The organism is Cellulomonas sp. GbtcB1 (assembly GCF_019091725.1).
GTDB lineage: Bacteria > Actinomycetota > Actinomycetes > Actinomycetales > Cellulomonadaceae > Cellulomonas.
In genome coordinates, this window is the sequence record NZ_JAGXJG010000014.1 from 26,824 (window position 1) to 47,724 (window position 20,901).

At 76.0% G+C, this 20,901-nt stretch carries 17 protein-coding genes; 13 read left to right on the forward strand and 4 right to left on the reverse strand.

Annotated elements, in window-relative coordinates:
• Positions 1-79: 79 nt before the first annotated feature.
• Positions 80-991 carry a MetQ/NlpA family ABC transporter substrate-binding protein gene (locus KVT14_RS07275; protein ID WP_217615045.1) on the reverse strand — a complete coding sequence of 304 codons (912 nt, stop codon included), beginning with the start codon at positions 989-991 and terminating at the stop codon, positions 80-82.
• Positions 992-1,552: 561 nt separating this feature from the next.
• On the opposite strand from KVT14_RS07275, the gene KVT14_RS07280 reads away from it, so the two are divergent.
• The 4 genes from KVT14_RS07280 (at position 1,553) to KVT14_RS07295 (ending at position 8,477) form a co-directional block, all read left to right on the forward strand.
• Positions 1,553-4,891 carry a DNA polymerase III subunit gamma and tau gene (locus tag KVT14_RS07280; RefSeq protein WP_308160941.1) on the forward strand — a complete coding sequence of 1,113 codons (3,339 nt, stop codon included), beginning with the start codon at positions 1,553-1,555 and terminating at the stop codon, positions 4,889-4,891.
• 124 nt (positions 4,892-5,015) lie between these two features.
• Complete coding sequence (locus tag KVT14_RS07285; protein ID WP_217615046.1) at positions 5,016-6,923, forward strand: HNH endonuclease signature motif containing protein; 1,908 nt, start codon at positions 5,016-5,018, stop codon at positions 6,921-6,923.
• Between the two features lie 165 nt (positions 6,924-7,088).
• Positions 7,089-7,688 carry a recombination mediator RecR gene (gene recR, locus KVT14_RS07290; protein ID WP_147794914.1) on the forward strand — a complete coding sequence of 200 codons (600 nt, stop codon included), beginning with the start codon at positions 7,089-7,091 and terminating at the stop codon, positions 7,686-7,688.
• A 219-nt stretch (positions 7,689-7,907) separates the two neighbouring features.
• Entirely contained in the window at positions 7,908-8,477 is a 570-nt protein-coding gene (locus KVT14_RS07295; protein WP_246855361.1) for a DUF5063 domain-containing protein, read from the forward strand.
• 30 nt (positions 8,478-8,507) lie between these two features.
• Here the strand turns inward: KVT14_RS07295 and KVT14_RS07300 are convergent, their stop codons facing one another.
• Positions 8,508-11,036, reverse strand: coding sequence for a LuxR C-terminal-related transcriptional regulator (locus KVT14_RS07300; protein WP_217615047.1), 2,529 nt, complete (start codon positions 11,034-11,036; stop codon positions 8,508-8,510).
• Positions 11,037-11,313: 277 nt separating this feature from the next.
• On the reverse strand, positions 11,314-11,739 hold the full coding sequence (locus KVT14_RS07305) for an organic hydroperoxide resistance protein (RefSeq protein WP_217615048.1): 426 nt from the start codon (positions 11,737-11,739) through the stop codon (positions 11,314-11,316).
• 59 nt (positions 11,740-11,798) lie between these two features.
• Between KVT14_RS07305 and KVT14_RS07310 the strand changes: the two genes are divergently transcribed.
• From KVT14_RS07310 to KVT14_RS07325, 4 genes are all read left to right on the forward strand, one after another.
• A complete protein-coding gene (locus KVT14_RS07310; RefSeq protein WP_308160942.1) occupies positions 11,799-12,512 on the forward strand; it encodes a helix-turn-helix domain-containing protein in 714 nt (237 codons plus the stop codon).
• Positions 12,509-13,288, forward strand: a complete 780-nt coding sequence (locus tag KVT14_RS07315) for a TSUP family transporter (protein WP_217615050.1) — start codon at positions 12,509-12,511, stop codon at positions 13,286-13,288. Before KVT14_RS07310 ends, KVT14_RS07315 begins: the two co-directional genes overlap by 4 nt.
• Before the next feature lie 114 nt (positions 13,289-13,402).
• Complete coding sequence (locus tag KVT14_RS07320; protein WP_217615051.1) at positions 13,403-14,677, forward strand: aspartate kinase; 1,275 nt, start codon at positions 13,403-13,405, stop codon at positions 14,675-14,677.
• Entirely contained in the window at positions 14,674-15,750 is a 1,077-nt protein-coding gene (locus tag KVT14_RS07325; protein ID WP_217615052.1) for an aspartate-semialdehyde dehydrogenase, read from the forward strand. The genes KVT14_RS07320 and KVT14_RS07325 overlap by 4 nt, the downstream gene beginning before the upstream one ends.
• A gap of 72 nt (positions 15,751-15,822) precedes the next feature.
• On the opposite strand, the gene KVT14_RS07330 is transcribed toward KVT14_RS07325, so the two are convergent.
• Entirely contained in the window at positions 15,823-16,761 is a 939-nt protein-coding gene (locus KVT14_RS07330; RefSeq protein WP_217615053.1) for an NADP-dependent oxidoreductase, read from the reverse strand.
• Positions 16,762-16,948: 187 nt separating this feature from the next.
• Between KVT14_RS07330 and KVT14_RS07335 the strand changes: the two genes are divergently transcribed.
• From KVT14_RS07335 to KVT14_RS07355, 5 genes are all read left to right on the forward strand, one after another.
• Positions 16,949-17,341, forward strand: a complete 393-nt coding sequence (locus KVT14_RS07335) for a GntR family transcriptional regulator (RefSeq protein ID WP_217615054.1) — start codon at positions 16,949-16,951, stop codon at positions 17,339-17,341.
• Complete coding sequence (locus KVT14_RS07340) at positions 17,338-18,258, forward strand: ABC transporter ATP-binding protein (protein ID WP_217615055.1); 921 nt, start codon at positions 17,338-17,340, stop codon at positions 18,256-18,258. Before KVT14_RS07335 ends, KVT14_RS07340 begins: the two co-directional genes overlap by 4 nt.
• Positions 18,255-19,025 carry a hypothetical protein gene (locus KVT14_RS07345; RefSeq protein ID WP_217615056.1) on the forward strand — a complete coding sequence of 257 codons (771 nt, stop codon included), beginning with the start codon at positions 18,255-18,257 and terminating at the stop codon, positions 19,023-19,025. The genes KVT14_RS07340 and KVT14_RS07345 overlap by 4 nt, the downstream gene beginning before the upstream one ends.
• A gap of 80 nt (positions 19,026-19,105) precedes the next feature.
• Complete coding sequence (locus KVT14_RS07350; RefSeq protein ID WP_217615057.1) at positions 19,106-20,083, forward strand: ABC transporter ATP-binding protein; 978 nt, start codon at positions 19,106-19,108, stop codon at positions 20,081-20,083.
• A 1-nt stretch (position 20,084) separates the two neighbouring features.
• Complete coding sequence (locus KVT14_RS07355; RefSeq protein ID WP_217615058.1) at positions 20,085-20,855, forward strand: ABC transporter permease; 771 nt, start codon at positions 20,085-20,087, stop codon at positions 20,853-20,855.
• Positions 20,856-20,901 lie beyond the last annotated feature (46 nt).

The following is a 20,901-nucleotide window of genomic DNA, read 5'->3' on the forward strand; positions in this document are numbered from 1 at the left end:
CGAGCGGGGTCGCGGCGCCCCGCACGCGGACGGCGCCGACCCCGTCGCGGGGGCCGGCGCCGTCGGTCGCCCGCGGTGCTCAGGCGTTCTCGCGGACCAGGTCCTCGAGGTCGGCCAGGTCGGACTGGAGCTCGTCGGCCGGCACGTCCTCGACCACGGCGGTGCCGCCGTTCTCCTCCACCAGCTGGTCGGTGACCTCGGGCGAGTGGTAGATGTCGATGAGCTGCTGGAACACCGGGTTGTCGGCGTCCTCCGCCCGGGCCACCCAGAGGTTGAGGTACGGCCGCGCGGTGTCGGTGTCCTCGAGGTCGGAGTAGATCGCGGTGGTCGGGTCGATGCCCGCGTCCGTCGCGAAGTTGTTGTTGATGATCGCGCCGTCCAGGCTCTGCAGCTGCACCGCCGTCTGGTTGGCGTCCACCGGGACGACCTTCACCTTCGACGCGGCCTCGTCGACCTCGGCGGGCGTCGAGAACGCGTTGCCGCCGTCGACCAGCGAGATCAGGCCGGCCGACTGCAGGACCAGCAGCGCGCGGGCCTGGTTCACCACGTCGTTCGGGATGGCGATCTCGGCGCCCTCCGGGACGTCCTCCGGGGAGGCGTAGCCCTTGGTCGTGTAGAGGCCGAGCTGGTAGATCGCCGTCGAGCCGATCGGCTGCAGGTCGTCGTCGGAGTTCACGTTGTAGTTCGCCAGGTACAGCAGGTGCTGGAACTGGTTGAGCTCCAGGTCGCCCGAGCTGAGGATCGGGTTGGGCTGCGTGTAGTCGGTGAAGTTCACCAGCTCGACGTCGATGCCCTCGTCCGCGGCCAGGTCGGTGAACGTCGTCCAGTACTCCTGGGCCTTGTCGGTGACGCCGACGCGGACCGTGACGCGGTTGTCCGCGTCGGCGGTCGCCGTGGCCCCGGCCGAGCTCTCGCCGCCGCCGGACGCGCAGGCGGCGAGCGACGCGGTGGCGGCGATCGCGGCGATCCAGGCGGTCAGTCTGCGCTTCATGGGGGTGTGCCTCTCGGGTGGGCCCGGCGGGGGACGTGCCGGGTCGGGGGTGCTGCGGGGGTCGGGGGGTGGTGCGGGGTGCGCGTCGCCGGGCCGTGGACCGGCGGCCTCGCGGGGGAGGGGCCGGGGGTGGCGCGGGGGCGACGGGGCGCGGGCGCCGGGACGGCGTGGGCCGGGCCGTGGCCCGGGTGGCGGCTCGGTCGGTCGCCGGTACCGCTCGCGGTCAGGCCGTGGCGGTACAGCGACAGGCGACGGCCCGCGCGGCGGCGCACATCGAGGGGCGGCAGGTGGTCGTGGCGTGCTGGCGCATCGGGCTGCCTCCTCCTCGGGCGTCGGGCGGGCCGACGTGGCCCGCGATGACGGCGAACCTAGCCGCGTGTCTCGCTGGATGGAACATCGCGTCCGACATGTGGGATCGGGTGACGCGTGCGTGACGTGTCAGGGGCCGTGTCGACCGCGGCGTGGCCGGGTCCCCGTGCGTCTCGACCGCTCGACGGGCTCCGTCCCCAGGTCCTTCCAGCGGGGTCCCGGGATGTCGGCCGTCCCCTCTAGAGTTCTGGGGTGACGACAGCCCTGTACCGCCGCTACCGGCCCGAGACCTTCGCGGAGGTCGTCGGCCAGGACCACGTCACCGCGCCGCTCCGGCAGGCGCTGCGCTCGGGGCAGACCAACCACGCCTACCTGTTCTCCGGCCCGCGAGGCTGCGGCAAGACGACGTCCGCGCGCATCCTCGCCCGCTGCCTCAACTGCGCGCAGGGCCCGACCGACACCCCCTGCGGCGTGTGCGAGTCCTGCGTCGAGCTGGCCCGCGGCGGCCCCGGCAGCCTCGACGTCGTGGAGATCGACGCGGCCAGCCACGGCGGCGTCGACGACGCTCGCGACCTGCGGGAGCGCGCCACGTTCGCCCCGGCGCGCGACCGGTACAAGGTGTTCATCCTCGACGAGGCGCACATGGTGTCGCCGCAGGGCTTCAACGCGCTGCTCAAGATCGTCGAGGAGCCGCCGGAGCACGTGAAGTTCATCTTCGCGACGACGGAGCCCGACAAGGTCATCGGCACCATCCGGTCCCGCACGCACCACTACCCGTTCCGGCTCGTGCCGCCGGACGTGATGGTCGGCTACCTGGACCAGCTGTGCACCACCGAGGGCGTGACCGTCGGCTCCGGGGTGCTGCCGCTCGTGGTGCGCGCCGGTGGCGGCTCGGTCCGCGACTCGCTCTCCGTGCTCGACCAGCTCATCGCCGGCTCCGGCCCGGACGGGCTGGTCTACGAGGACGCGGTCGCCCTGCTCGGCTACACCCACGCGTCGCTGCTCGACGACCTCGTGGCGGCGGTCGCCGCCCGGGACGGCGCGAGCGCGTTCCGCGTGGTCGAGCGCGTGATCTCGACCGGTCACGAGCCGCGGCGGTTCGTGGAGGACCTGCTCGAGCGGCTGCGGGACCTCATCGTGCTGGCCGCCTCCGGCGACGCCGCGGCGGCGGTGCTGCGCGACGTGCCCGGCGACCAGATGGCGCGGATGCAGCAGCAGGCCGCGCACCTCGGTGCGGCCGAGCTGTCCCGGTCGGCCGACCTCGTGAACGCCGCGCTGTCCGAGATGACGGGCGCCACCTCGCCCCGGCTGCACCTCGAGCTGCTCATGGCGCGCCTGCTCCTGCCCGCGCTCGACGACTCCGCCTCGGGCCTGGGGGCGCGGGTCGACCGGCTGGAGCGCGAGGGCGTGCGCGTCGCGTCGGGTCCCGGGGGTGCGCCGACGGCGTCCGCCGCGCCGCCCGCCGCTGCCGGGGCTCCCGCGTTCGCGCCCGCCGCTCCCGTCGAGCGGGTGGCCGTCGTGACGCCGCCGCCGGCTCCGCTGCCCGAGGCGACGACCGCCGCGTCGACGCCGCGGGGTGCCGCCGACGTCGACGGGGCACCGGTGACCCCGGACGCGGCCCACGGCGCCGGCTTGGTCGACGACGCCGCGGAGTCGACCCCGGCGGCTCCCGCTGCCGAGGCGGGTGCCGTCGACGGCCCGACCGGGGACGGCGACGCCCCGGCGGACGAGCGGCGTCCCGCCGTTCCCGTGCCGGCCGACGAGCGACGCCCGGCGGAGGGTCCGGCGCCGACCGACGAGCGGCGTCCGGCGGACGGTCCCGCGTCGGCCGACGTCTCCGACCGGCCCGCCCCGGCCGTCGCCCCCACGGCCGAGCGCGCGCCGGTCGCGCACGACGTCCCGACCGCCGAGCCGGTGGCCCCGCCGGAGCGCCCAGTCGGAGCCCCCGGGGGCGGCGACACCGAGATGCTCCGCCGCCGCTGGCCCGAGGTCCTCGACACCCTGGCCCGGCTCAAGAAGACCACCTGGGTGCTGATCAGCCAGAACGCGCAGGTCGTCGAGCTCGACGCCACGACCCTCAAGCTCGGCTTCGGCGCCCCCGGGCTCGCGTCGGCGTTCCGGTCCGGCCCGCACGCCGACCTGGTCCAGCAGGCCGTGCGCGAGACGCTCGGGTTCACGGTCAAGGTCGAGCCGGTGCTGTCCGGCGACGGCGGTCCGGCCGCGGGGCGGCCCGGTCCCGCGACTCCCTCGCCCGCGGGTCGGGGAGGCGGCGCGCCGTCGGCGGCGGAGGCCGCGGCGTCCTGGGACGCCGCTCGACCGGCGCCCGTCGCCGCTCCCGTGCCCAGCCCGGTGGAGGCGGCACGCGCGCCGCACGACACCGCTGCGCCGGGTCCGTCCGGCGTCGACACGCCCGCGGACGACGACCCCGACGCGGCGGATCCCTGGTCCTCCGCCACCGTGACGCCCGCGGCGGGAGGTCGGTCCGAGGCCGGGGCCGGGGCCGACGGCCCGTCCGGCGACGGCCCTGATGCCCGCGCGGGGCAGGCCGACCGCGCCGGTGCGTCCGTGGGCCAGACCGACCGGCCCGGTGCGGCTGGGGGCCAGACCGACCGGCCCGTTGCGGGGCAGGCCGACCAGCCCGGTGCGGCCGTGGGCCGGGCCGACCGTCCCGGTGCGGGCGCAGGGCAGGCCGACCTCCCCGTCGACCAGCAGGAGCAGCAGGCGCCGGGACCCGACGCCTCCGTGGCGCCCGGTGGCCCGCCGGCCGCCCCTACCGAGGTGGCGCGTGAGCAGGTGCCGGCCGTCGCGGTGTCCGACGACGGGTGGCCGGTGGTGGCCCCGCTCGGCGGCGCCCGCGCCTCGTCCGGCACCACCACCGCCCGCGTCGACACGCGACCCGAGGGCGGCGACGACCGCGGCACCCCCGCCGGACCGCGTGCGGACGGCGACGAGTGGCCGCGCCGTGACGGCGGCCCGGACGCCGGCCGCGACGCCGTCCAGGGTGCCCCATCTGCTGCTCGGGGGCGCGACGGTGCAGAGAGCCGGGCGGGAGCAGCGGACGAGGCCGGCGCCGACCCGAGGACGGCGGTGCCTGCTCGCGGAGGCGTCGAGGGCCCCGCCGGATCGGGCGGCGCCGCCGTCCGTGAGGAGCGCTCGACCGCGCGCGGAGCTGGGAACGGCCGCCCCGCACCCCGCCCCGCGGCCACCGATCCGAGCGCGCCGCCGCCGTGGGACCCGCACCCCGACGACCCGGGCGCTCCCGAGCCCCCGGACGACGACTGGGCGCGCGACGTCCCGCTTCCCCCCGACCCGGGCCCGGACCCGTACGCGGCGGGGTCCTCCGCGCGCCCGACTGGGGCCGTCTCGCCGTCGTCGGCGCCCACGAGCGGCGCGGACCGGGTCCGCGCCGCAGCCCGGGCCGCCGCAGCGGGCGGGGGCGCTGTCGCGACCGCACCCCGAGTGACCTGGGCCGACGACGAGCCGTCCATGGACGACCCCGACATCGGCTCCAGCAGCCTGTCCGGCATCCCGCTCCTCGCCCAGGCGCTGGGTGCGACGGTCATCGACGAGCCGGTCGACGAGGGCTACTGACCCTCGGCCGGCGAGCCGTTCGAGGGGAACGCCGAGTCGTCCACAGGTGCGGTGGCCGTGCTCCGTCCCCAGGGCGGGCGTCGGCCGCCGGGGTCGTGTCGGTGGGCGTCGGTAGTGTCGATCCATGGCATCTGACCTGCAGGAACACCCCGACGGCGACCCGATCGCCGACGCGGTGCTGCCGGTCTACGGGCCCGACGGGACCTGCCTGACGCACTTCGGCCCGGACTCCGTGGTGGCGGCCGGTGGGGCGCCGCGGACCAGCGAGCAGCGGCAGATCGAGGCGATCGCGACGTGCCCGCCCGGACCCGAGCTCGACGCCTGGCTGCGGGGCCTGGACCCGCGCGTGCTGCCCTCGGCGATCGTGGTCGAGGTGATCGCCGCGCAGACCCGGATCGAGTCCTACCAGCACGCCCGGACCCTGGGCCTGATCGCCGAGCTCGCCTCCCGGGAGGAGATGAGCCCGGAGTGGTCGCCGCTGGCCGGTGCGCCCCCGACGCAGGCGTGCGTGGCCGGCGACGAGCTCGCCATGCGCCTGGGCTGGTCGCGAGTCACGGCGACGAAGACCGTGCACCGGGCGCTGGTGCTGGACGGGATGCTCGGCGCGACCCGGGAAGCCCTGGAGGTCGGGCACCTCGACGCCGGCAAGGCCCAGGTCCTGACGGCCGAGCTGGCGGACCTGTCGTTCCAGGTCGCGCACGCGGTCGAAGACGCGGTGCTGCCCGACGCGCACCAGTGCTCGGTCGCCGAGCTCCGGCAGCGCGTGCAGCGGGAGATCCGGCTGGTCGACCCCGAGGGAGCCGCGAGTCGCCGGGAGCGCGCCCGGTGCACGAGGAAGGTGTCCCACCCGCGTCCGCAGCCGGACGGGATGGCTTCCATGTGGCTGGTCCTGGACGCGGCGGACGCGCTGCGGGTCGACGGGGTCCTCACTCACGCCGCCAAGACCGCCAAGGCCCTCGGCGACGACCGGACCCTGGACCAGCTGCGCGCCGACGGTCTGCGGGACCTGGTGGTGGGCGACGTCCCGGAGTCCGACGGACCGGCGTTCCAGGTCCACCTGTCGCCGGGTCTGCGGGTGCCGCCGGAGCCGCGGCGGTCGTGGAACAGGGCGGCCTTCACCGACCGGGACGGGGTGGTGCTCACCCGCCCGGTGGATTCGATCCCCGTCGCCACCCTGACCCCGCTCGACGGCACCGCGACGCACCCCGCGCCCACCCACGACCACCCGGCCTTGCCGCCCGGCACACCGCCCCACACGACGTCGCCGACCGCACCGCCCCAAGCCACTGCGGCGGGCGCACCACCCGAAGTTGCGCCGCCCGTCGCGCCGACCGAAGCCGCGTCGTCCGACGCGCCGACCGAAGCCGCGTCGCCCGACGCGCCGACCGGCATCGCTGCACCCGCCGTCGCGGTCACCGCCCTCGTGCGTGCGCCGAGCGCCGCCGCGACCGCACCCGCGCGTCGCGGCTGCACCCGCTGCTCGGGCCGCCCCGGCGCCGAGGTCCGGATCACCATCCCCGCGTCCACCTTGCTCGGCCTGGACGACCAGCCCGCGCACCTCGACGGCCACGGGCCCATCGACGCCGTCCAGGCAAGGGCGCTGGCGATCGGCGGGGTCTGGCAGCGCGTCGTCACCGACCCGGTCACCGACCGGGTCCTGGACGTCGGCCGCGAACGCTACCGACCACCCGCCGCGCTCGCCGACCACATCCGCACCCGAGATCGGACCTGCGCCGCACCCGGGTGCAGGGTCCCGGCCTGCGGCTGCGAGCTCGACCACACCCAGGAGTTCCACCCCCGACCGGGTGGCGACCCCGACGCGCCCCTGGGTCGCACCGACGCGGACAACCTCGGACCGGTCTGCCACCGGCACCACCGCCTCAAGACCGACGGCGGCTTCCGGCTGCGGCAGATCGAACCCGGCCTGTTCGAGTGGATAACCCCGACCGGGCACCGATACCTCACCCGTCCCGGCAGCGGGCAGACCCACGACGCCACCGCCGACCCCGACGACGCACCACCCCCGTTCTGACCCAGGGGGTTCGGACCTCCGGGTCGTGACCCGGCCTGCCCTGCCCGTCCGCCTGACCCGTCCGCCTGGCTCGCCCGCCTCGTGCGACCTGCCGCCCGCCCCGGTTCTCCGACCCGGATGCGCGGGCACCGCAGGTTGTCGGCGGCGGGACGTAGGCTGTGCGGCGTGTACGAGGGCGCGGTCCAGGACCTGATCGACGAGCTGGGGCGGCTGCCCGGCGTCGGTCCCAAGAGCGCGCAGCGGATCGCGTTCCACATCCTCGCGGCGGACCCCACGGACGTGCGCCGTCTGGTTGACGCGCTGACCGAGGTGAAGGCCAAGGTCCGGTTCTGCGTGCAGTGCGGCAACGTGGCGGAGGAGGACCTCTGCCGCATCTGCCGCGACCCGCGTCGGTCGCCGGCGGTGCTGTGCGTGGTCGAGGAGCCGAAGGACGTCGTCGCGATCGAGCGCACCCGCGAGTTCCGCGGCAGGTACCACGTGCTCGGCGGGGCCATCAACCCGATCGCGGGCGTGGGGCCGGATGACCTGCGCATCAAGGACCTCATGACCCGGCTGGCCGACGGCACCGTCACCGAGGTGATCCTGGCGACGGACCCGAACGTCGAGGGCGAGGCCACCGCCACCTACCTCGCGCGACTCCTCGTGCCGATGGGTCTGACGATCAGCCGGCTCGCGTCGGGCCTGCCCGTCGGCGGCGACCTGGAGTACGCGGACGAGGTGACGCTCGGCCGGGCGTTCGAGGGTCGGCGCCGCATCAGCGCCTGACGCCGGAGCCCGGGCCCGGGTCGTGCCCGGTGCTGGGCTGCCGACGAGCCCGCTCGGCGAGCGCCCCGCGCGCCGTCCGGTTCGTCCCACCGGTGCTCGCCGTCCCCGCGTGTCGAGCCCGCCGGCGGGCGTGTCGCGATCCGGAGGGGCAGCATGGCCCCCGTGACCGCACCCGAGGACGACCTGCGCGTGGCGACCGACTCGGCCCAGGTGGACGACCTGGCGCTCGACCCGGAGGCCGCCGACCTGCGCGCCGTCGCGGACTCCACGGCGCGGGAGTGCCGCGCATTCCTCACGACGGTCACGGAGGTGGCGTCGGGGAGCAACCCGGACGCCGCGATCCCGCTGCTGCTGCTCGCCGTCTCGGACGTGCTGGCGGTGGGTGCCCGGCTGGGGGCGATCGTCGACGTCGTGCCGACGGACCGGTTCGAGCCGGACGTCGGCCCGGACCCGGACGTCGAGCCGCTGCGCACCGCGCTGGCCGAGGTGCTCGACGGCGTGGACGACTATGCCGAGGTGGTGGACCCCGTCCTGGGCGGCGAGGTCACCACGTCCACGCTGTCGGGGGACCTGGTGGCGGTCGCGGGCGCGCTGCTGCAGGGGCTGCGGCACCACGAGCGCGGCCACGTCCTCGAGGCGCTGTGGTGGTGGCAGTTCTCCTACCTGTCGACCTGGGGCGAGCGCGCGGCGAGCGTGCTGCGCACGCTGCAGACCCTGCTGGCGCACCTGCGCCTCGACGTCGACGACGACGTGGCGGCCGAGGCGGAGTACGACGCGCTGCAGCCCTGACGCGCACGGCGGCGGCGCGGTGCTCGGGCGTCAGGCCACCGTCCACCGGCGGAGGTCGCCCCGGGCCCGGTAGCCGAGCTTCCGCAGCGCCCGGCTCATGTGGTTCTCGACGGTGCGGACGCTCAGGTGCAGCTTCTCGGCGATCTGCCGGTTGCTGAGCCCGTCCCTCCCCAGTGCCGCGACCTCGCGCTCCCGGTCGGACAGCGGCTCCGTGCTGACCGCGCGGTGGTCCGCGGCCGTGCCGTCGTCCAGGCCGAGCAGCTCGCGCGCCGCGGCGGTCAACGTGCTGGTGACGCGCGGATGCACGCGAGGGAGCGCCGCCGCGACGGCCGCCGCGTCCCGGTCGGCGAGCGCGAGCTGCAGGTCGAGGTACGGGTCCAGGAGCGGGAGCACGACGCCGCGACGGGTCGCGCGGACGGCCGCGGCGCGCTCGGCGGTGAGCGGCGGGGGAGCGAACGCCCACGTGACGAGCGCCGGCTGTCGGAGCCCCGCCTCCGCGTAGGACGAGCCTGCGCGCCAGGCGATCTCGGCGCCGGTCGTCCGGTCGCCCTCGGCCACGGCGACCGCGATCGCGCCGACCACGCGGAGCGACCGGATCAGGGGCCGGTACAGCCGCGGCGTCTTCTCCAGCTCGCGGAGGAGCGCGCGTGCCAGGTCGACGTTCCCCGCGCCCACCTGCAGCACGGCCCCGAGGGCCAGGCCGCGGCGGTAGTAGGTCGTCTCGATCGGGCCGGCGGGGCCGAGCCGCAGGGCGGTGCTGAGCACCCGCCAGGCGGCCTCGATCTCGCCGGTGAAGCAGAGGACCTCGGCGAGCACGGTGGCGTGCACCCGGATGCCGAAGGCGTCGTACGCGTCGTAGGCGGCGCTGAGCAGGAGACGCTCGTGCCGCTCGGCCTCGTCGAGCCGGCCGAGGAGGGTGAGGCACTCGCCCCGGAGGGCGATCCGGTAGTGCCGGACCTCGTCGGCGTCGGGGGCCGGCCCGCGGTCGGCGTCGTCGGCGCGGTCGAGGACGGCGAGGGCGAGGTCGGGTCGTCCGGCCTCCAGCAGGGCGGCGGCGGTCAGCGGGCCGGGGGCGCCGCGGAAGGCGGTCGCGGTGACGCGCGGAGGGTCGGCGGCGGCGACGTCCTCGGGTGACCGCCCGTCCCGGATCTCCGTGACCAGCCGCTGCTTGAGGTCCTCGAGGGCGTCGAGCCGGCCGGAGCCGTCGGTCTCGGAGCCCGGCGGAGGACCCCCGGTGCCGGCGTCGTCGCCGCGGCCCTCCGGGGCGTCGTCCCCGCGCCAGGACTCCCACCTGCTGCGGTAGTACCGGTACGTCAGCGCGTCGTCGTCGGTGTCCTCCGGGCCCCGGGTCGTGTCGCGGAACACGGCGGCGATCTGGTCGCGTGCGGGCCGCCGCATGAGCTGCGCCAGGTACGCGGTGGCGGTGCCCAGCCGAGGGTCGGCCGACCACGCAGCGTGCGCGGCCGCCTCGGCCGCGGCCGCGCGCTCGTGCACGACGCCGGTGACCTGCGTGCTCCACCGCAGGACGTCGGCGCTGCCGGCGGCGTCCCGGGCGAGAAGGGCGGTGAGGTCCGGGCGCGGGGGGTCGACGACGGCGACGACGTCACCGACCGCGGCGCGCGCCGTCGCCAGCAGCCGGCGGCGGTGCGGCGGTGCGACCCGGTCCCGGAGCGCCCGGGCCAGTGCCGGCGGTGCGACCACGAGCAGGGCGTCGGCCCCGCCCGCCTCGTTCTCGACCACCCGGCCCTGGTCCGCCAGGTCGTCCAGCAGGGCGGGTGCGACCAGCTGCGCCGCTGCCCCGGGCGCGACGGGACCGACGACGGCGAGGCGCTCGAGCGCGTCCACCCGGGCACCGTCCAGGGTGGCGAGGAACAGCGCCGCGACGGCGTCCGCGGGCACTTCCAGCAGCCGCCCGTCGTCGACGTGCCGGCCCGCCTCGCGGCGCAGCGCCCCGGTGGCGCGCGCCGCCGACAGCAGGGCGACCGCGGCGCCGGGGTTCCCGCCGGACTGCGCGAGGAGGGTGCTGGTGAGCGCGGCGTCCGCCTGCCCGCCGAGCACGGTCGCCACGAGTGCGCTGAGCGCCGCGAGGCCGAGCGGCGGGACCCGGACCTCGGCCGGCGCACGGGCGACGAGCAGCTCGCGCGGTCCGCCGGGCGCGGTGCGCAGCAGGTCGGCCGTGGTCGCGGCGACGAGCCGGCAGCCGGTCCGCACCAGGGCGCGCTGCACGACGCGCAGGGTGCCGGGGTCGAGCCGGTCCACGTCGTCGACGAGCAGGACGCTGCGCGGGGCCGTGAGCTCGTCCGCCAGCCAGGCGGTCAAGCCGGTCTCGTCCGGGACGCGCGGCGGCGCCGAGGGGTGGTCCAGCACCGCCGCGAACGGCGCCGGCCCGCTCGCGCGCAGCAGCACGCCGGGCAGCCGGCGGTCCGACAGGTCGGCGCGCAGGGCCTCGAGCGTCGCGGACTTCCCGATGCCCCGCTCGCCGCGGAGCGCCACGTCGCGTCCGGCCGCCAGCCAGCGCCGCACCGCGATCAGGGCCTCGTCCCGGCCGCCGCCGCTCATCGTGCTCCCACCCCGCTGCACCCCCCGCGGTGCGCGACGCGCCGAACCGGCGCCCGCCCGTGCCCGCCCGGGGCCAGCGTAGGCCCGCGGTTCGCGCGCCGAGGGGGCAGGGGGCACGTCGAGCGAGCACCCGGCGGGTGCTCGCTCGACGTGTCGGGTGCTTGCTCGCGGTGCGCGGTGGCGCGGTGCGCGGGCCGGGGCCCTCGGGGCGGGGTGCGGGGTACGCCGGGTGCGCGGGGTGCTGTGGCGCGGCGCGCCGCCCGCTTCCGCCGCGGGGTCAGGCGACGGTGGTGTCCAGCTGGACGTCGATGTTGCCGCGCGTGGCGTTCGAGTACGGGCACACCTGGTGCGCCTGCTCGACGAGCTTCTCCGCCGTGGCCTGGTCGACGCCGCCGATCTCGACGTGCAGCGCGGCGCTCAGGGTGTAGCCGCCGGTGCCGTTGGGCAGGATGCCGATGTCGGCGACGACGGCGGAGTCGCGGATCGGCGTCTTGGCGGCCGACGCGACGCCCTTGAGCGCGGAGTGGAAGCACGCGGCCCAGCCGGCGGCGAACAGCTGCTCGGGGTTGGTGCCGCCGCCGGGGCCGCCCATCGGGGCCGGGACGGCGAGCGTCAGGTCGAGGACGCCGTCGTCGCTGGTGACCTGGCCTCCCGCGCGGCCCTCGCCGGTCGAGGTGGCGGTGGCGGTGTAGAGCGCGCTCATGGGGACGACCTCCAGGTAGACGAACTAGTACGTCTATGTATGCCACAGATCGGTCGCGCGTGCCAGACTGGCTCACCGGCGAGCACTCCGGCCCGCCCGACCGCCGCGCCGACCCCGAGGAGGAGGACCCCGTGACGCCCCCCGCGACCGCCACCGCGCCCGCCGGCGCGCGCCCCGCCTCGCCGGTCGCCGCCCGCGTCCTCGACGCCGCCGCCCGGCTGTTCTACGCCGACGGCATCCGCGCGGTCAGCGCGGACCGGGTCATCGCGGCGGCCGAGGTCAGCAAGGTGACGTTCTACCGGCACTTCCCGACCAAGGACGCCCTGGTGGTGGCCTGGCTGAGCGCCGTCGCCGCGGCGGAGCGCGCCGCACTGGACGCGGTCCGCGCCGCGCACCCCGACGACGCCGGGGCCGTGCTCCGTGGGTACGCCGAGGGCTTGGGTGCGGAGTCGTGCCGGCCGGGGTTCCGCGGCTGCCCGTTCATCAACGCCGCGGCCGAGTACGCCGACCCCGACCACCCGGTCCGCGCGGTCGTCGCGGAGCACCGGCGGTGGATGGTCGCCGCCGCAGCCGACCTCCTCGCGGACCTCGGGCTGGACGACCCGGTCGGCGCCGCCGAGGAGCTGGTCGTGCTGCGGGACGGCGCGATGGTCGCCGGGTACGTCGGGGGCGCCGAGCGCGCGGCCTCCGTCGCGGCGACCCTCCGGCACGCGGGCGCGGCGGTGGTCGCCGCGCACCGGGCGCCCGGCACCACCCCTCGCACCGCCGCGTGACGGTCTCGGGCCTGGAGCTCACGGTCGGCACCGTGGTGCTCCTGGTGCTGGCCGGGTTCGCCGCCGGGTGGGTCGACGCCGTCGTGGGCGGCGGCGGCCTGGTGCAGCTCCCCGCCCTGCTGCTCGTGCCGGGGATCAGCCCGGTGCAGGCGCTCGCGACGAACAAGCTCGCGGGGATCATGGGCACCTCCGTCAGCGCGGCGACGTACTACCGGCGCGTCCAACCCGGGTTGGGGACCGCGGGGCCGATGGCGCTCGCGGCCCTGGTCGGGGCCGGCGGGGGAGCCGCGCTGGCCTCGCTGCTGCCCGAGGACGTGTTCGTCCCGGTGATCCTCGTCGCGCTGGTGGCGGTCGCGGTCTACACCGTCGCGCGGCCGCAGGTCGGCCGGGCCACCGCGCTGCGCTGGCAGGGGCGCACCCACCTGCTGGTGGCGCTCGGGCTGGGCGCCGGCATCGGGTTCTACGACGGGCTGCTCGGGCCGGGCACGGGGTCGTTCCTCGTGATCGCGCTGGTCGGGGTGCTGGGCTACGCGTTCCTCGAGGCGTCGGCGCAGGCGAAGATCGTCAACGCCGCGACCAATCTCGGCGCGCTGGTCGTGTTCGCGGCGCAGGGCGCGCCGCTGTGGCGGCTCGGCCTGATGGTCGGGGCCGCGAACGTCCTGGGCTCCTACCTGGGCGCGCGCACCGCCGTCGCGCGCGGCAGCGGGTTCGTGCGGGTGGTGTTCCTGGTGGTCGTCGCGGTGCTGATCGTGCGGCTCGGGGCCGAGCTGCTCTGACGGTCCCGCGATGCGGGCGGACCGCGGGTGCGTGCTGCGCCGCGGCCTAGACTTCCGCCGACCCCGGCGGTCGCCGCCCGGCGCCCGCGACCCCGCAGCAGGAAGCTCCCTCCCGTGGCCCTCATCGTGCAGAAGTACGGCGGTTCCTCGGTCGCCGACGCCGACAGCATCAAGCGCGTCGCGAAGCGGATCGCGGAGGCCAAGCGCGCGGGCGACGACGTGGTGGTCGTCGTCTCGGCGATGGGCGACACGACGGACGAACTGATCGACCTCGCGCAGCAGGTGACGCCGCTGCCGCCGCAGCGCGAGATGGACATCCTGCTCACCGCCGGCGAGCGCATCTCGATGTCGCTGCTGGCGATGGCGATCAGCAACCTCGGCGTCGAGGCGCAGTCGTTCACCGGCCAGCAGGCGGGCGTCATCACCGACTCCGTGCACGGGAAGGCGCGCATCATCGACGTGACGCCGAGCCGCATCCAGCAGGCCGTCGACGCGGGTGCGGTCGCGATCGTCGCCGGGTTCCAGGGCGTCACCCAGCACACCAACGACGTGACGACCCTCGGCCGCGGCGGCTCGGACACCACGGCCGTCGCGCTCGCCGCCGCCCTGCACGCCGACGTCTGCGAGATCTACACGGACGTCGACGGCGTGTTCACCGCCGACCCGCGCATCGTGCCGTCGGCCCGCAAGATCGACCGCATCACCTACGACGAGATGCTCGAGATGGCCGCGAGCGGCGCCAAGGTGCTCGTGCTGCGCTGCGTTGAGTACGCGCGGCGGTACGGGGTGCCCGTGCACGTGCGATCGTCGTTCTCGACCCACCCGGGCACGCTGGTGACGGACGCCCCGACCGAAGGAGGAGCCCCGATGGAGCAGCCGATCATCGCCGGCGTCGCGCACGACCGCAGCGAGGCGAAGATCACGATCGTCGACGTCCCGGACGTGCCCGGCAAGGCCGCGCGCATCTTCGAGGTCGTCGCCGGGTCGGGGGTCAACCTCGACATGATCGTGCAGAACGTCTCCGTGGCCTCGACCGGGCGGACGGACATCTCGTTCACGCTGCCCGCCACCGACGGGGCGGCCGCGACCGCGGCGCTGACCCAGCACCAGCCCGACATCGGCTTCACGTCGCTGCAGTACGACGACACGATCGGCAAGCTGTCGCTGATCGGCGCGGGCATGAAGTCGCACCCCGGGGTCTCCGCCCGGCTGTTCGCCGCGCTGTCGGACGCCGGCATCAACATCGAGATGATCTCGACCTCGGAGATCCGCATCTCCGTGGTGACCCGCGCCGACCAGCTCGACGACGCCGTGCGCGCGGTGCACACGGCGTTCGACCTGGACAGCGCCGACGAGCAGGCCGTGGTGTACGGAGGGACCGGACGATGAGCGAGAGCGTGAGCACGGGCGCGGGCCTGCGGGTCGGCGTCGTCGGCGCCACCGGCCAGGTGGGCGCCGTGATGCGCCGGCTGCTGGAGGAGCGCGACTTCCCGGTGGCCGAGATCCGGTACTTCGCCTCCGCGCGGTCGGCCGGGACGACGCTGCCGTGGCGCGGCACCGAGGTCGTCGTCGAGGACGCCGAGACCGCGGACCCGACCGGCCTCGACATCGCGCTGTTCTCCGCCGGCGGTGCGACGTCGAAGGCGCAGGCGCCGCGGTTCGCCGCCGCGGGCGTCACGGTGATCGACAACTCGTCCGCCTGGCGGATGGACCCCGACGTGCCGCTGGTCGTGTCCGAGGTGAACCCGGGCGCGCTCGACGAGGTGCGCAAGGGCATCGTCGCGAACCCGAACTGCACCACGATGGCCGCGATGCCCGTGCTGCGGGTGCTGCACGAGGAGGCCGGCCTGCGCCGGCTCGTCGTGTCGACCTACCAGGCGGTGTCGGGCTCCGGCCTGGCCGGCGCGCGCGAGCTCGACGACCAGGTGCGGGCCGGGGTCGAGCAGGACACGCTCGCGCTGGTGCACGACGGCGGTGCGGTGACGTTCCCGGAGCCGCAGAAGTACGTCGCCCCGATCGCGTTCAACGTCATCCCGCTGGCCGGCAACCTGGTGGACGACGGCAGCCTGGAGACGGACGAGGAGCAGAAGCTCCGCAACGAGTCCCGCAAGATCCTCGGCATCCCCGACCTGCTGGTGTCCGGCACCTGCGTCCGGGTGCCGGTGTACACGGGGCACTCGCTGTCGATCAACGCCGAGTTCGACCGCCCGATCACCCCGGAGCGCGCGTACGAGCTGCTCTCCGGCGCGCCGGGCGTCCAGGTGGCCGACGTCCCGACCCCGCAGCAGGCGGCGGGCGCCGACCCGTCGCTGGTCGGCCGCATCCGGCAGGACCCGGGCGCGCCCGACGGCCGGGGGCTGGCGCTGTTCATCTCGAACGACAACCTGCGCAAGGGCGCGGCGCTCAACGCCGTGCAGGTCGCCGAGCTGCTGGCCGCCCGCCTGGGCGCCGCGACCGCCTGACCCGCGCGCGCGAGGACCCGCCGCACCGGCTCACCACGAGCCGGGCGGCGGGTCCTCCGACGTCCCGGGCCCTCACGCGCCCGCCGGGACCACCACGACCTTGCCGTGCACGCGGCCGGCGTCGGCCTCCGCGTGCAGCGCGGGGAGCTCGGCCAGCGGGACGCGCCGCGCGATCTCGACGCGCAGCTCGCCGGCGTCGACCAGCGCGACGAGCCGCCGCAGCACGTCCGCGTCCGGGTGCACGTACACGGTCACGGCGCGCACGCCGCGCGCCGGGTCCTCCGGGGTCGCGACCCGCGGCGTGGTGGACACGACGACCCCGCCGTCGCGGACCCGGGTGGCCAGCGCCGCGAACCCCTCCTCGGTGACCGGGGCCAGGTTGAGCAGGACGTCCACGGGCTCGGTCACGGCGTCCAGCAGGGACGTCGCGGTGTGGTCGACGACCTCGTCCGCGCCCGCGGCCCGGACGGCCTCGGCGCTGCGCGGGCTGGCGGTCGCGATCACGTGGGCGCCCGCGCGGTGGGCCAGCTGGACGGCGTAGCCGCCGACCGGCCCGCCGGCGCCGTTGATCAGGACCCGCCGACCGGCCTCCAGGTCGGCGGCCTCGAACAGCGCCTGCCAGGCGGTGAGCCCGACCGACGGCAGTCCGGCCGCGTCGGCGAGCGGGATCCGGGTCGGGGCCGGCACCAGCGCCTCGGCGGGGGCGACGACGAACTCGGCCGCCGAGCCGTCGGCCGCCATCGGCAGGAAGCCGACGACCCGGTCGCCGGCCGCCAGGCCCGTCACGCCGGCGCCGACCGCGTCCACCGTGCCGGACACGTCGTAGCCCGGGGTGTGCGGCAGCGTGATCGGGATCGGCAGGAAGCCGCCTCGCATGCCCCCGTCCGCGGGGTTGTACGCCGAGCCGGCGACCCGGACCCGGACCTCGCCGGCGCCGGGGACCGGCAGCTCGACGTCCTCGTGGCGCAGGACGTCCGCCGCGCCGGTCTCGTGGAACCGCACTGCCTTCATGGTGACTCCTCAGTCGTTCCGTGGTGCTTCGGATTCGAAGCGCTATCGAGGACGGTACACAAGCTTCGAATCGGAAGCAAGTGCTTCGAAGACGAACTTCCTGCCATGTCTTGCCTCGGGTCGCGCTCCTGTGGTTCATTAGTGGAGTAACGAACCACTGAACCAGTCGCACGAGAGGAGGCCGACCGTGTTCGACGGCCGCGACCCCATCTACGTGCAGATCGCCGACCAGATCCGCCAGGACGTCCTGCGCGGCGACCTCCAGCCCGAGGAGCAGGTGATGAGCACGACGCAGTACGCCACCACCTTCCGCATCAACCCGGCCACGGCCGCGAAGGCGTTCGCCCAGCTCGTCGACGACGGGATCCTCTACAAGCGCCGCGGCGTCGGGATGTTCGTCGCCCCGGGCGCCCCGGACCGGTTGCGCGCCGAGGGCCGGGAGTCCTTCTTCGCCGAGACGGTCGACCCGGTGGCCGACCACGCCCGCGCGCTGGGCATCCCGCTCGAGGACGTCATCGCCCGCCTGCGGGCGCACGCCGCGCGCACCGCCGGCGACCGGCAGGACGGGGCGGCGTCGTGACCGCCCCGGCCGGGCTCCTCGGGCTCGAGGCGCGCGGGCTGACCGTGCGCTACGGCCGGAAGACCGCCCTCGACGCGGTCGACCTGTCCGTCCCGGCGGGCTCCATCACCGGCCTGCTGGGCCGCAACGGCTCCGGCAAGACGACGCTCGCGTCCGTGGCCGCGGCCTTCCGCCGCCCGACGTCCGGCGCGGTGCTGGTCGGCGGCGAGGACCCCTGGGAGAACGACGACCTCCTGCCGCGGGTGCTGCTGGTCCGGGAGTCGGGCGACGTGATCGACACCGAGACCCTGCGCTCGAACCTCCGGTTCACCGAGGACTGCCGGCCCGCGTTCTCCCGCGAGGTCGCGGAGCGGCTCATGGACCGGTTCGAGCTGGACCCGGGCGCGAAGCCGCAGAAGCTGTCCCGCGGCCAGAAGTCGGCGTTCGGCATCGTCCTCGGCGTCGCCGCCCGCGCGGACCTGACCCTGCTCGACGAGGTGCACCTCGGCCTCGACGCGCCCTCGCGGTACGCGTTCTACGACGCGCTGCTCGAGGACTACGTCGAGCACCCGCGGACGATCGTGCTGTCCAGCCACCTGATCGGCGAGGTCGAGCGGCTGCTCGAGCACGTCGTGGTCCTGGACCACGGGCGGGTCCTCCTGGCGCAGGACGCGGACGCCCTGCGGGTCACCGGCGTCTCGGTGACGGGGCCGGCCCGCGAGGTCGAGCGGTTCGTCGTCGGGCGGACGGTGCTCGGCCGCCAGCAGCTCGGCGGCACCGTGCAGGCCACGGTGCTCGCGACGCTCGCGGACGGCGAGGCCGCGAACGCGAAGGCCGCCGGCCTGGACCTGGGGCCGGTGCCGCTGCAGGACCTGTTCGTGCACCTGACCGCCGACGGCGCCGCGGACGCGGCGCGCGAGCTCGGGAGGGCCCGATGAGCACCACCACCCGCACCCTGTTCCCCGCCCGCCCGGCGACCCGGCAGGGCCCGGTGCTGCGCACGGCGACGTGCCTGCTCGCCTGGTTCGGCCAGGTGGCGCTCTGGTACTGGGCGATCGTGCTCGTCGTGGTCGTCGCGGTGCCCCTGGTCGTCGACGCGGTCGGCGACGTCGGGACCTCGACGATCTGGTTCGCCCGGCAGAGCGGGGTCTGGTTCCCGTTCTCGATCATGATCGGGATCGCCACCACGTACCCGCAGGTGCACGTCGCGAGCGGCATGACCCGGCGCAGCTACGTGCGCGGCGCGCTCGCCGCCGCGGTGCTGCTCGCGGTCGCGTTCGCCGTGCTCATGGCCGGCGGGCTGATGGCCGAGCGCGCCTGGTACGGCGCGATGGGGTGGGAGTGGTCGCTGCAGGACCAGGGCTGGTTCGACCCCGACGTGAGCTTCGGCAGCCTGCTCGTCGCGTACCTGGCGACGTTCGTCGTCGCCTACGTCAGCGGCCTGCTGGTCGGCACCGTGTACGCGACCGCCGGCGGGTGGTGGGGCACCCTCACGCTGCCGCTCACGGCCGGGCCGTCGGTGGCCATGACCATCCTGGTCGGCAACTCGAACGACTGGGTCCCGTTCTCCGACCTGTTCGGCAGCACCGGCGAGGCCACCCCGCTCGCGCTGGTCCTCACCGCCTCCGCGGTCATGACGGCGGCCCTCGCCGCCGCGTTCTGGCTGATCGCCACCCGCCGCTCGATCGCACCGCGCCGCGGCTGACCCGACGCGCCCGCGGTGGCGCGCCGCACACCCCCCGCACGACCCGACCCACCCGCACCACGCGAGGAGGAGATCCCGTCATGCCCGGAGCAGACCCCGTGATCCACGCGGAGCACCTGGAGAAGCGCTACGGCCGCACCGTCGCCGTCGCCGACGTCAGCCTGACCGTCCACCGCGGCGAGATCGTCGGCGTGCTGGGCCGCAACGGCGCCGGCAAGACCACCACCGTCGAGATGATCGGCGGCCTGCGCGAGCCCGACGGCGGCACGGTCCGCGTCCTCGGGCTCGACCCGGCCGGACCCGCCGCCGACCGCGCCGCCCTGCGCGAGCGGGTCGGGCTGCAGCTGCAGGAGTCCGCGCTGCCCCTGCGGATCACGGTCCGCGAGGCGGTCGAGGAGTACGCCTGCTTCTACGACGACCCCGCGGACCCCGACGAGCTGCTGCGCGACCTCGGGCTCGCCGACAAGGCCGGCACCCAGTTCCGGGCGCTGTCCGGCGGCCAGAAGCAGCGGCTGTCGATCGCGCTGGCGCTGGTGGGCAACCCGGAGCTCGCGATCCTCGACGAGCTCACCACCGGCCTCGACCCGCAGGCGCGCCGGGACACCTGGGACGTCGTCGAACGCGTGCGGCGGCGCGGCGTGACGATCGTGCTGGTCACGCACTTCATGGAGGAGGCCGAGCGGCTCTGCGACCGCGTGGTGCTGGTCGACGCCGGCAGGGTCGTCGCCGAGGGGACCCCCGCCGAGGTCGCCGCCCTGGTCGGGGCCGACCAGACGCTCGTCTTCCGGCCGTCCGCGCCGGTCGACGCGGCCGCGCTCGGCGCCCTCGGGTCGGTCGGCTCCGTCGACCTCGAGCCCGACGGGTCCGTGCGGGTCCGCGGCACCGGCAACGTGGTGCAGGACGTCATGGTCGCCCTGGCCGGCGCCGGCGTCCGGCCCGACGACCTGCGCGTGCAGCGCAGCACCCTGGAGGACGCGTTCGTCCGGCTGACCGGTGCTCCGGCCGACCCGGGAGCGCGCCCCGCCACCCCGTCCGCGACCGACCGCGTGGAGGCCTGACATGTCCGCGACCAGCCCCCGGGTGCTCGCCCGGGTCACCGCCGTCGAGGGGCGCCTCGCCCTGCGCGAGCCGTCCAACGTGTTCTTCGCCGTCCTGTTCCCCGCCGTGCTCCTCGCGGTGCTCGGCCTCGCGATGCCGTGGGGGTCGACCCCGTACAGCGAGGACGACCCGCTGCTGTCGCAGATCAACGGCATCACCGGCTACACGCCGATCGTCCTGACGCTGGCCGTCGGCACCGTGGCGCTGTCCGTCTACCCGATCACGATCGCCACCTACCGCGGTACCGGGGTGCTCCGCCGCCTGTCGACGACCCCGCTGCCGCCCTCGCGCCTCCTGGTCGCCCAGGTCCTCGTCAACGTGGCCGCGCTGCTCGTGGCGGCCGTGCTCGCGCTCGCGGTCGGGATGCTCGTCGTCGACGTGAGCGCGCCGGAGCGTCCGGGCGTCGTGCTCGCCGGGTTCCTGCTGGCCGCCACGTCCACGTTCGGCGTCGGCTCGCTCATCGCCGCGCGCGCGCCGACGGCGGGCGCGGCCACCGGCATCGGGATGACCGTCTACTTCGTGTCGCTGTTCTTCGCGGGCGTGTGGCTGCCGCTGCCGATCATGCCCGAGGTCGTCCAGGAGGTCGCCGCGTGGACGCCGCTGGGCGCGGGGTCGCAGGCGATGCTCGACGGGTGGGTCGGCGCCGGGGTGCCGGTGCGCGAGCTGCTCGTGATGGCGGGGTGGAGCGTCGTGCTCGTCCCGCTGTCGGCGCGGCTGTTCCGCTGGCGCTGAGCCGCCGCGGGCGCTCCCTGGGAGCGTGCTGGGGATCACGTCGAGA

Excerpts from the sequence above, each read along its gene's own strand:
- KVT14_RS07345 (WP_217615056.1), top strand. The coding sequence starts at position 18,255 with ATGAGCACCACCACCCGCACCCTGTTCCCCGCCCGCCCGGCGACCCGG.
- KVT14_RS07325 (WP_217615052.1), top strand. The coding sequence starts at position 14,674 with ATGAGCGAGAGCGTGAGCACGGGCGCGGGCCTGCGGGTCGGCGTCGTC.
- KVT14_RS07305 (WP_217615048.1), bottom strand. The coding sequence starts at position 11,739 with ATGAGCGCGCTCTACACCGCCACCGCCACCTCGACCGGCGAGGGCCGC.
- KVT14_RS07350 (WP_217615057.1), top strand. The coding sequence starts at position 19,106 with ATGCCCGGAGCAGACCCCGTGATCCACGCGGAGCACCTGGAGAAGCGC.
- KVT14_RS07330 (WP_217615053.1), bottom strand. The coding sequence starts at position 16,761 with ATGAAGGCAGTGCGGTTCCACGAGACCGGCGCGGCGGACGTCCTGCGC.
- KVT14_RS07275 (WP_217615045.1), bottom strand. The coding sequence starts at position 991 with ATGAAGCGCAGACTGACCGCCTGGATCGCCGCGATCGCCGCCACCGCG.
- KVT14_RS07300 (WP_217615047.1), bottom strand. The coding sequence starts at position 11,036 with ATGAGCGGCGGCGGCCGGGACGAGGCCCTGATCGCGGTGCGGCGCTGG.
- KVT14_RS07355 (WP_217615058.1), top strand. The coding sequence starts at position 20,085 with ATGTCCGCGACCAGCCCCCGGGTGCTCGCCCGGGTCACCGCCGTCGAG.
- KVT14_RS07285 (WP_217615046.1), top strand. The coding sequence starts at position 5,016 with ATGGCATCTGACCTGCAGGAACACCCCGACGGCGACCCGATCGCCGAC.